Genomic DNA, 11,888 nt, shown 5'->3' on the forward strand with positions numbered 1-11,888 from the left:
TTTTAGTTATTGAACATACTTCTCAAAAAAAATACCACCGGAAGGAATGTGACAGAATGACATTTTTTCTACTGTTAATGAAACAAATTCATGTGGATTTGTCAAAGAAATATCATACTTTTAAACTTTAAATTTTTTAAAAATGAAGTTGAAATGTACAATTTTTATTCTGCTCATTATGACCTGTTGGTTATATGGACAGAAGAAGCCATTAAACCATTCTGTCTACGACAGCTGGCAAAATATTGGTGCAAGAAAAATCTCAAATGACGGAAAATGGGTTGCCTATTCTGTAGATGTTCAGGAAGGGGATTCTAACCTTTTTTTATATTCCGTTAAAAATAAAACCTCAAAGAAGTTTGCACGGGCAACAAAAATGGATTTTACGAATGACTCCAGATTTGCTGTTTTTCAAATTCGTCCGCTGTATAAAGATATAAAAGCGGTAAAAGATAAAAAGCTTAAACAAAGTAAATTAACAAAAGACAGTCTTGCGATCGTTGACTTTTTAAGTGGCAACACTGAAAAAATTCCCAATGTAAAAACATTTAAGATTCCCGAAAAATCAGGTTCTTATGTTGCTTATCTGCTGGAAAATACAAAAGATAAATCTTCAGATGATGCTTCTGATAAAGAAGATGGAGATGATAACAAGGATGACGATAAGAATGCAAAACCATTACAATTGGTAGTTCGAAATCTTTTAGATGGAAAAAGTACAACGTACGATAATGTAATCCGTTATGAATTCAGTAAGAATGGAAAGCAGCTCGCTTTTGTAACTAAAAAGCCTGAAGAGAAACCCGATAAAGATAAAAAAGAGGGAAAAGATTCAGATGGCAAGCCCGGGAATAAAAAAGATACTGATAAATCAAAACCAAAGAAATATGCGCTTCAAACCGTACAGATCGTAGATCTGCAAAAAGGAGCTGTCACTACAATTTCAGAAATGGAAGGTGATTTTTCACAATTGTCTTTTGATGAAGACGGGGCCCAGTTGGCCTATGTAGGAACTTCTTCTGCACAGAACGATCTGGTGAAATTGTATCAGTTGTATTATTTTAATTTTAAAGGAAATAAAAAAGAAATTATAACCAATGAAAACTCACAAATGAGAAAAAATTGGGTGATTTCTGAAAACCGTTTACCTCTATTCAGTAAAAACGGAAAACAACTGTACTTTGGTGTTGCTCCAAAACCTGTTGCAAAAGATACCGCTATGATAGCAAACGATCATGCTGTTGTGGACATCTGGAATTATAGAGATGATTATCTCCAAACGGTACAATTAAAGGAATTAAAAAATGATCTGAAAAAATCCTATGCCGCAGTAATGCAAACGGAAAAACCTGATTTCTTTAGAAACATTGATAATGAAGATCTGGATACTTTACGAGTGGTAAATGAAGGAAATGCCGAATTTGCTTTAGGAATTACCAGTTTGAATAATAGAATTTCTTCACAATGGGAAGGGTCAACAAAGAAAACTTATTTTCTGATAGACAATAAAACAGGGGAAAGAACGGAGATCATTAAAAATCTGGACGGATCCGTTGCCGTATCTCCGCTTGGAAAATTTGTTGTGATTTTTGATAGTGAAAAAGGACAATGGGCGAGTTATAATGTTAAAACAAAAGAAACCCTGCCACTCACAAGCGGATTACCTGTTTCTTTCGTAGATGAAGAGTTTGATATGCCGGATTTCCCAACTCCTTATGGGATTGCATCATGGACAAATAATGATGAGTCTGTGATAATTCGGGACCGCTATGATCTTTGGGAATTTTTCCTGAATGGTTCAAAAAAGCCAAGAAACATCACTAATGGATATGGACGTAAAAATAAAATAACATTTGACACTTACAGTTTAGATAAAGATATTAAAAGTTTAAACCGAAAAGCGTCTATCTATTTATCTGCATTCGATAACACATCCAAAGCAAACGGAATTTTTAAGACAACAGTACAGTCAAATGCTGATCCTGTAAAAATCCAGATGGAAAATGCATGGGGATATAGAAGTATTCAGAAAGCGAAAAATTCGGAAGAATATATTTTAATTAAAGAATCATATACAGATTCTCCCAATATTTTTGCAACATCCGATTTTTCAGAGCAACAAAAACTGAGCAATACAAATCCGCAACAAAATTTTTATAACTGGGGAACCAGCGAATTGGTGCATTGGACAACACCAAAAGGAAATACATCTACAGGAGTGCTGTACAGACCGGAAGATTTCAATCCGAACAAAAAATATCCTATGATTGTCTATTTCTATGAAAAGCTTTCGGATAATCTGAACCGTTATGTAGCACCGTCTCCAACTCCTTCAAGATTAAATATTTCTTATTTTGTGAGCAACGGATATTTGGTTTTTACACCTGATATTTCTTACACAGACGGCTTGCCTGGGGAATCCGCAATGGAATACATTAATTCCGGAGTTGAAAAATTAAAACAAAATTCGTGGGTAGATGGGAGTAAAATCGGAATCCAGGGACAAAGCTGGGGCGGTTATCAGGTAGCTTACCTTATTGCTCATACCAATATGTATGCGGCAGCCTGGAGTGGTGCTCCGGTTGTTAACATGACCTCTGCCTATGGTGGAATCCGATGGAGTTCAGGAATGAACAGACAATTCCAGTATGAAAAATCACAAAGCAGACTAGGAAAAAATTTATGGGAAGCTCCGGAACTTTATATTAAAAATTCACCACTTTTTACAATTGATAAAGTAACAACTCCGGTAGTTATTATGAGTAACGATAAAGATGGAGCTGTTCCTTGGTATCAGGGAATTGAAATGTTTACCGCTTTACGCCGTCTCGGAAAACCAGCCTGGCTTCTGAATTATAATGGCGATGACCACAACCTTGTGAAACGCCAGAACAGAAAAGATATCCAAATCCGTGAACAGCAGTTTTTTGATTATTATCTTAAAGGTGCTAAAGCTCCGGTCTGGATGACGAAAGGGATTCCGGCAACCCAAAAAGGAAAAGATTGGGGGTTTGAATTAACGAATGATAAACCTGATTAATAAAAATCGGCGGAGCTGAAAGCTCCGCCGATTTATTTAATATTTCAAAGAATAAACTGACACAATGGCATTTTTTTATAATGAGTCTGTTAAGCACTTTTATTATATTTACCGCCAATTATAAATAACAGTATGGGAATCTTTGATTTTTTTAAGAAGAAAAACAGCAGACAGGAAAATGTCAGTACTTCGGTTGTAGAGAATACAATGCCGGAAGAAACAATAGTAGAGGACGTGATTGAGGAAGTGGTGGAAACAACACCGGAGATAGCACCCGAGGTTCCTTCACACCTAGAATTGGTAGAGGAACAGAAGGTAAATGATGAATACGAAAAGATCAAAGTATATAAAGATTATATCGTGTATTCTATTGCGCTTCAGCTAAGAGGTGAATATACCCCTATTTCTGCTTTTGAAAAAGAGAACGGTGAAATAGAAGGTTTTGTATACACTGTAACGGAAGATGCTTATGCCCTGCCTGTTGGTGAAGCGATTCAAAATATGGAAGAAAAGTTTGAAAAAGAACTTCAGGAAGGTAAAATAAAGTCTTACGTGGTTTTGTATCACTCTCAGTTTGATAATAACGCGAATCATAATCCGGCAACAAAAGAAGAGGAATTCAAGGCTATTACGCTTTCTTATCATTTTAAAGATGCTGATAAGGCGAAAACTGGGCTGCCTTATATTTTTGAAAACCAAAATATTACTTATAAAGGTTTTGCAGAGTTTTCTCATGAAGAAAATAATGAGATCATGAATACTCAGCTTATTGATGGCAAAGATTATTTTACCAATACCGAAGGGATTAAAGCTCCTGAAACAACCAATGAGGCAGGAATTATAGTAAGAAAATCTAATGTACACAACCTTGTCAATACCTGGAGTGGAATTTTTGGTCATGAAAACTTCCAGACTAAAGATTACGGACAGTATCTGACGAATGTTTTAATGCAGTCCACTGTTGCAGATCCATCCGGAGAAAGTAAAAGCAAAACGGAATTTGGAGATGTAAGATTTAAAACCATTTTTACAGAAGAATTGAGTACAATTATTCCGGAGGTAAAAACTGATTATACATTAGATTTCGAAACAAGATCAGTTCGTGAGTGGGAAAATGCACTTAATTTACAGGCAATTGTAGCAGGTCCGGCAAGAAATACTTTTGGAGTATGGTTTTTTGCAACCGATTATGCTGAAAACAGAAACATATATTTAACACAGCCACATTTAAATATAAATCTTAGCGGAATTGTTTTAATTCTGGATACCCATCAGGATTTTGATCTGCCTGACGGAACTAAAATGAGCGAAGATTTTACCACTTATTCTCCAAGCCAGGATCTTCCTAATTATGCATGTTTCGATTTCATTGCTAAGGTTGTCGACTTTAAAGAAATTGAATTACTTGAAGATAGCAGTATTAAAGGTTATATGGTGAAACTGAAACTCATCACAAATGAAGAAAATGAAGACTTCTTCACAGTTGATGCCTTTGTTAATAAAGAGAATATGAGGTTTGAAACGTTGACAAAAGGAATGAAAGTTACCGGAGCACTTCAATTGCAAGGTAAAATTGCTGAATAATTCAGAGAAAAATAAAACAAGATAGGCTGTCCGAAAAGATAGCCTATTTTTATTGTAGAATGTAAAAACAAAAAAAGGCAATCCTAAGACTGCCTTTCTATATTTTTCTAAAAAACTATTTGTTTTTCATTTCCTCTTTGATCTTGTTTTCCAATTCCTCAGCAAGCTCAGGATTGTCTTTTAACACATCTTTTACAGCATCACGTCCCTGACCTAATTTAGATTCTTCATAGCTGAACCAAGAACCGCTCTTCTTCACAATTCCCATATCTACTGCTGTATCAAGAATTTCTCCTACTTTGGAAACTCCTTCTCCATACATAATATCGAATTCTGCCTGTTTGAAAGGAGGAGCTACTTTGTTTTTCACAATTTTTACTTTCACTCGGCTACCGATGGCTTCGTCACCTTGTTTGATTGGTGCGCTTGCTTTTCTGATATCGATTCTTACGGAAGCGTAGAATTTAAGTGCATTACCTCCGGTTGTTGTTTCAGGGTTTCCGAACATAACACCGATCTTCTCTCTCAACTGGTTGATGAAGATTACAGTACATTTTGTTCTTGAAATGGTAGCAGTCAACTTTCTTAATGCCTGAGACATCAATCTTGCATGAAGTCCCATTTTAGAATCTCCCATTTCACCTTCAATTTCCGCCTTAGGAGTAAGAGCTGCCACAGAGTCTATTACTACAATATCAATAGCTCCTGAACGGATCAGGTTATCTGCAATTTCTAATGCCTGTTCTCCATTGTCCGGCTGAGAAATAATAAGGTTTTCTAAATCGATTCCTAATTTTGCCGCGTAAGTTCTGTCGAAAGCATGTTCCGCATCAATGAATGCTGCAATACCACCTGCTTTTTGAGCTTCAGCAATAGCATGAAGGGTTAATGTTGTTTTACCTGAAGATTCAGGACCATATATTTCAATGATTCTTCCTTTCGGATATCCTCCTACTCCCAGAGCGATATCTAATCCTAAAGAACCGGAAGGAATTACTTCTATGGTAGTGTCTACGGAATCATCCCCCAAAGTCATTACAGTTCCTTTTCCGTATGTTTTATCTAGTTTGTCAAGCACTAATGCGAGTGCTTTTTTCTTATCATCAATGTTACTCATCGCTATTAAAATAATTTCTCAAAAATACATAATTTAAATATCAAAAGCTAATATTATTTATCCCTGAAGCTGGTTTTTAGAGTTAAAAAATGATAAAATTTTATTGCTGATCTTATTCATAACGAGATAGATGTGGAACATAGAAGTGAGGAATGTTGAAAAAATAAATTTAAGATAGAATGTCAGGCAGGAAGCTGGGAGAGGGTAGCAGGAGGTAGGTGTTAAAGGGATGATTTCCGGTTGTTCTGCCCTTCACGGCTTATTTATGAATACAATCATGGCCCACTCCATCTAATATGAAAAAATGTCTATCTTAAAACATTGTTTTTTAAGATTATTCTATGGACAGAAAATTAAAACGATTCCTGATTAAATCCTTTGCTGTATTAGCGGTAATACACCTGGCTTACTTTATGTATGGATATATAAAATTTGAAGGTCTTCGAAAAATGAGTATTTATACAGAATTTTACAGGTTCAAATTTTATGATGATGTCTCCATTTCTCACTTTTTTATATCCGGTCTTTTTTTGTTTTTCTTTGTGATCATACTCCTTAGAAATCATACCAAAAAAAGAAATGAATTATCAAAAGTTTTGGGGATGGGCATTATACTTCTATTAGTGTCCTTCTTGTCTCTGACTTTTTTCGTAAGTTATAGTTTAGGGTTAAATGCAAAACTACGAACTGTATTGCCTGAAAAAGATCTTAATAAAGATAAAACGCTCTTGAATCTCTTACAACCTTTTTTATACAATTATACTTCCTACAGTTCGGAGAACCTGTTTAATCCTGAAAATATTTTATATCCCAAACCTTACCCTGTAATTAAACAGAACGATACAGTCTATTACGAGCCGGACAATAAAGGAGACTATTCAATAGAATCCAGGTATTACAGTATTGATACGCTAAAAATGTTGAGTAATGATCATAAAAAAATAAGCAATAAAGCAGGATCGGTGCTTGACTTTCTTGGGCTTGACTCCAATGAACTGGAAAAAAGAATTATTTCTAAAAAAAAGATAGGAGACAGTACCGAAATCGTATTTAAAGGAATAGAAGTACATCCTGAATATGATGATAAAATGTGTATTTTTCTTGAAAATAAGTTTTTGTTCTTTCCATTGAATAAAGTTCCTGAGCGGCAGCAGCAGTATCAAAATGCAGTCAAAAGGTATAATTTGCTTTACACGTATAGTCAGGATTCACTACTTTACTCGTTTCAGAGACTGGATGCCCTTTTAAAAAAATATGACATAGAAACGCAGATCGTTCCAAAAGAGCTGACTAAAGATGTCTTTTATTATCGGGATCATCAGGAGCCTCTGAATGGAATACGAAATACTTACGAAAGAAATAAATTAAAAGATAAATTCAGAACCCTTGACCGTTTGTTTTACAAGCCGAATTATTTTCATCCTTCCATTATGGGAATTTTCACCAGTGTTGTTATAGGTGTCTGGTTGTTTTTATTGTTATTGTATCTGATCTGGAATTCCAGTAGAAGAAAACTTTCTTCAGATCACGTTACAGGAAATAAACAAATGTAATATCGCATCTTTTTTTCAATTAAATTGAGAAGGCAGTTTTTTTGGATTAGCATAACATTCAGCTTCATTGAAAAGCAAAGTTTTCAATGGAAATTTGAATTTTTAGTGATATTCAGATAATCTTTCAGTACTTTCATCTGGTCTTTATTTCCTTTTTTTATCCTTGATTCCCGGCTAACGAGCGTATCGTAGATTTTGTTAAAAAGTATTTTCGATTTTGGAAATAGTTTTTTGTTAGGAACTTCCGGAATCTGTAATCTTTTACAAACTTCATCATCCAGAAGAAACCAGGTGCAGCAGACGTGCAAATATTTCAGATTTTTTCTCTGAAATTTATATTTTAAAATAGGATTTTCTAGTGATTCATCCAGAAGAGAATGTGCCAGAAGAACCGAATCTTTATCGGATGGTGGTTGAACCGAGGTCCATAAATAAAAATATTCCGTTGCCTGTTTTTTATCATCAGGAAGCAGTTGTTCCGGGATTCCCAAAAGATAACCCACATATTTCCAAAGATGGAAAATTCCCTGTTCTTCTTCAATAGAAAAAGTATTTCCGAGCTTTTTGAGGCTGTGAAGAAAGACAAGGCTGAAACCAATATAGGTTGCCATCATATCCCATGAATTGATGGGCTCACCCAAATTCTCAGTATCCCAGTCTTTATAATGCTTTTTGATGGAAAGTCTTGCATAGGAATGAATCAGACGGGTTTTTATGGCAAATTCATAGCCTTTTGCATGAAGTTCCAACGCATTGTAGCGGGTGGCATTTACCCAGAAATCCAAAGTTTCGGAAAGACGTTTTACAGCACCTTTTTTCAGAGCTTCCGTAACAATAAGCGGTTTGTTGAGATAGGCATAATCGTAGCCGCCGATCAGACAATAATCTCTCAGGGAGATTAAAGAGTCGAGGTTGCTTCTCATACAAAGCTCTGCACCCCTTTTTAACAGGTTATAATCGAGCCATTTCGGTACTTTCTGAGTTTGGGTGAAAAGCTTTCTTACACTTTCAGGAACGGCATCTGTTTCGGTAACTCCATTTCTTATATATTGTTCAATTTCCTTGGAAGCTTCATTGAATTTTTTTGTGAAATAGACATCTTTTACAACTTCATCACCGATTTCATCTACGTGGTAAAAGAAGGGAGAGAATTTTTCAAAGTCTTTAAAATTCACTTTCGCTCCGGAAAATTCAATCAGTTGTTTTCCGTTACCGTTTTCCCAAAAGTTTCTGAAATGTGGATAATCTTTAAACCGTGGCAGTATCATTGTTCATTCCTTTACCTATAAAAATACAAGTTTTGAACCGAACTTCCGGTGTGAGATTTATCAGACTTATTGTTAATATTTTACAGATGGCCCCATTCACAGGTCTTTTTTATAAGCTCAAAGCTTTTTTGCCGTAAGATTTTCAAATGTTTTCAATAAGAAATAAGAACTAAGATTAGAAAATAGGTAATGATAGAATAATTAATAAAAACAAAAAACCTTCCCATCGGAAAGGTTTTATATTACTCATTGCTGATTATTCATTACTTATTATAAAGAAGCAGCGTGTATAAGCATATCAACTAACTTGTTAGAGTAACCCATTTCGTTGTCATACCAAGAAACAAGTTTAACGAAGTTAGGAGAAAGCATGATACCAGCATCTTTATCGAAGATAGAAGTTCTCTTATCTCCAACGAAGTCCTGAGATACTACTGCATCTTCAGTATATCCTAGGATACCTTTCAATTCACCTTCAGAAGCAGCTTTGATGGCAGCACAGATCTCATCGTAAGAAGTAGCTTTTTCTAATCTTACAGTAAGGTCAACTACAGAAACGTCTACAGTAGGTACTCTGAAAGACATACCTGTTAATTTTCCATTTAATGAAGGAATTACTTTTCCTACCGCTTTAGCAGCACCTGTAGAAGAAGGGATGATGTTGTTTAGAGCAGCTCTACCACCTCTCCAGTCTTTCATTGAAGGACCGTCAACAGTTTTCTGAGTAGCTGTTGTAGCGTGTACAGTTGTCATTAAACCTTCTACAATTCCGAAGTTATCGTGGATTACTTTAGCTAAAGGAGCTAAACAGTTTGTAGTACAAGAAGCATTTGATAAGATTTTGATATCATCAGTAAGTTCTTTGTGGTTTACACCCATTACGAACATTGGAGTATCATCTTTAGAAGGAGCAGAAAGGATTACTTTCTTAGCACCTGCAGTAATGTGTTTTGCAGCGCTTTCTTTATCTAAGAATAAACCAGTAGATTCTACTACATAATCTGCACCAATTTCGTTCCACTTTAGGTTGCTTGGATCTTTTTCAGCAGTTACTCTGATTTTTTTTCCGTTTACTACAAGATCATTTCCTTCTACAGAAACTTCACCTGGGAAAATACCGTGTACAGAGTCATATTTTAACATGTAAGCCATGTATTCTGCGTTGATAAGGTCATTGATTCCTACAACTTCAATGTTGTCTCTTTCAGTCATTGCTCTGAAAACAAGACGTCCAATTCTACCAAAACCGTTGATACCTACTTTAATTGTTGACATAATAGTTTGTTTTTATTAGATTATAAAAATAATTAGATTGCTAAAATTTCTGAAATCAGCATTAGATCTTTGTTGATTTCATTATGTTTTTTAATGGCATCTTCAATTGGGGTATACACCACATCATTAGAACGCATTCCTGCCATTACATTGCTTTGTCCTTCCATTAATCCTACTACAGCACCATATCCAAGTCTGCTGGCCAGAACTCTGTCTGCACAACTTGGAGAACCTCCTCTCTGGATGTGTCCTAAAACCGTTACACGGATGTCATATTCAGGGAACTCTTCTTTTGTTTTATTGGCAAGATCATAGATGCTTCCCAGTTTTTCACCTTCTGCTACCACAACAATGCTGGATGCTTTTCCTGTCTTCTCAGCTTTTCTGAAGTTGGCAAAAAGATCATCCATGCTATCTTTTTTCTCAGGAATAAGAATATCAAGAGCACCGGTTGCCAATCCGCTGTTTAAGGCGATAAATCCCGCGTCACGTCCCATTACTTCTACAAAGAAAACTCTGTTGTGAGAAGTTGCCGTATCACGAATCTTATCAATCGCTTCCATAGCAGTATTCAAGGCAGTGTCATATCCGATCGTGTTATCCGTTCCGAAAATATCATTGTCGATAGTTCCGGGTACACCTACCACTCTGATCCCGAATTCTTCACTGAAGATTTTTGCACCGGTAAATGTTCCATCTCCTCCGATACATACCAAACCGTCAATTCCAAGCTTTACACAGTTCTCGTAAGCTTTCTGACGGCCTTCCTTAGTTCTGAATTCAGCAGATCTGGCAGACTTAAGAATGGTTCCGCCCTGGTTGATTATATTTTTTACGGAACGGGCTCCCATTTTCAGGAAATCATTGCTGATAAGGCCGTTGTAGCCTTCTCTCACCCCGTAACATTCGATATTATAATAGTTGGCGGTTCTTACTACCGCTCTTAATGCCGCATTCATACCCGGAGAGTCTCCTCCTGAAGTAAGAACTGCAATCTTTTTTACAGCACTCTCTTTCATCAAGTAAAAAATTTCGAACACAAATTTACAAAAACAAGTTCAGATTATAGCAGTAACTTTCTAATAGTTTTGAATATAAATAATTAAAAAGCTCTGAAATTTGTCGGTGTAAAAATATAACGGGCCGTTTTAGTTTCCGGAGCATTGATATCAAGCTCGTACCACGGCGAGGTATTTAGATTAAAAGGATTCGAAAGAACATGTATAGATTGTGCCGGAGTAAAACCTTCACCCAACAGAAACAATTTTTTACCCTCCTTATTTTTACATACGCCGGCAATAAAAACCACATGGCCGGGGCTTCCCGGGGTAATTAAAATATCACCGGTTGTTAAATCTGAGTTTTGGGTTACCGGTTGAGTCTCTTTATGTAATGAAATTGTTCCGGCATAATTGAAAATAAGATCAAGATAATTTCTGAAATTTTGATAAGAATCATCAAAATCAGCTGTTTTTCTGAAATTTACAGAGTTTCCACTCACAAAAGCTCTGATTCCGTTCTTATAATCATTCCAGGTGACCAAATCGCCGCTTGTAAAATGAAATTTAATCTCATCAAACTTTTTCATTTTGTATAAATATTCAGCCCTCATACGAATAATGGCATCAGCGCATTGCTGCAGGTCTTTATTTCCTGTATCTATATCAAAGATGGCCTCATGAAGATGTTGGGTGGAAATAGGAGTCCCATCATATTTCAAAATCTGACTTCCATAAGGTTTCAGTTTAAAATGTTCAATAAAGTATCCGAAAGATTCTGCTTTTTCTTCAACCCATTCATAACCGTCCGGGGCAGAGAATCTTTCCCGGATTGTATTTCTGTCTTTATTGATTTTTAAAGCATTTTGTGCAATTAGATATTCATTTTTATCAGGGTCTTCTACAAGCCTGTCTTCTGATTTTTCTTTAACACAGCTTACAGCGGATGCAAGAAAGAGAATGCTCAGTATAATTTTTTTCATAAGTGATTATCTGTGTCAAAAGATACTTAAATTCCAGGAATGTAATTAGGAATTGATGATGGATTTTATT

Annotated in this window: 8 protein-coding genes; 3 read left to right on the plus strand and 5 right to left on the minus strand. The window is 35.7% G+C overall.

The genetic code is table 11. The features are described 5' to 3' along the window. The first annotated feature begins 142 nt into the window (after positions 1–142). Complete coding sequence (locus F3J23_RS01165) at positions 143–3,040, plus strand: prolyl oligopeptidase family serine peptidase (RefSeq protein WP_167022833.1); 2,898 nt, start codon at positions 143–145, stop codon at positions 3,038–3,040. Between the two features lie 132 nt (positions 3,041–3,172). Then, positions 3,173–4,624, plus strand: a complete 1,452-nt coding sequence (locus tag F3J23_RS01170; protein ID WP_167022836.1) for a hypothetical protein — start codon at positions 3,173–3,175, stop codon at positions 4,622–4,624. A gap of 115 nt (positions 4,625–4,739) precedes the next feature. On the opposite strand, the gene recA is transcribed toward F3J23_RS01170, so the two are convergent. After that, positions 4,740–5,741 (minus strand): recombinase RecA, encoded by a 1,002-nt coding sequence (recA, locus tag F3J23_RS01175; RefSeq protein WP_167022839.1) that lies wholly within the window; start codon positions 5,739–5,741, stop codon positions 4,740–4,742. 341 nt (positions 5,742–6,082) lie between these two features. Between recA and F3J23_RS01180 the strand changes: the two genes are divergently transcribed. Beyond that, entirely contained in the window at positions 6,083–7,294 is a 1,212-nt protein-coding gene (locus tag F3J23_RS01180; RefSeq protein ID WP_167022842.1) for a hypothetical protein, read from the plus strand. A gap of 83 nt (positions 7,295–7,377) precedes the next feature. Here the strand turns inward: F3J23_RS01180 and F3J23_RS01185 are convergent, their stop codons facing one another. The 4 genes from F3J23_RS01185 to F3J23_RS01200 all read right to left on the minus strand — a co-directional run bounded on the left by F3J23_RS01185 (position 7,378) and on the right by F3J23_RS01200 (position 11,818). After that, on the minus strand, positions 7,378–8,562 hold the full coding sequence (locus F3J23_RS01185; RefSeq protein WP_167022845.1) for an oxygenase MpaB family protein: 1,185 nt from the start codon (positions 8,560–8,562) through the stop codon (positions 7,378–7,380). Between the two features lie 270 nt (positions 8,563–8,832). Further along, on the minus strand, positions 8,833–9,837 hold the full coding sequence (gene gap / locus F3J23_RS01190) for a type I glyceraldehyde-3-phosphate dehydrogenase (RefSeq protein ID WP_167022848.1): 1,005 nt from the start codon (positions 9,835–9,837) through the stop codon (positions 8,833–8,835). Positions 9,838–9,869: 32 nt separating this feature from the next. Next, on the minus strand, positions 9,870–10,856 hold the full coding sequence (gene pfkA, locus F3J23_RS01195; RefSeq protein ID WP_167022852.1) for a 6-phosphofructokinase: 987 nt from the start codon (positions 10,854–10,856) through the stop codon (positions 9,870–9,872). An 83-nt stretch (positions 10,857–10,939) separates the two neighbouring features. Beyond that, complete coding sequence (locus F3J23_RS01200; protein ID WP_167022855.1) at positions 10,940–11,818, minus strand: DUF4846 domain-containing protein; 879 nt, start codon at positions 11,816–11,818, stop codon at positions 10,940–10,942. Positions 11,819–11,888 lie beyond the last annotated feature (70 nt).

Source organism: Chryseobacterium sp. Tr-659 (assembly GCF_011752975.1).
GTDB lineage: Bacteria > Bacteroidota > Bacteroidia > Flavobacteriales > Weeksellaceae > Chryseobacterium.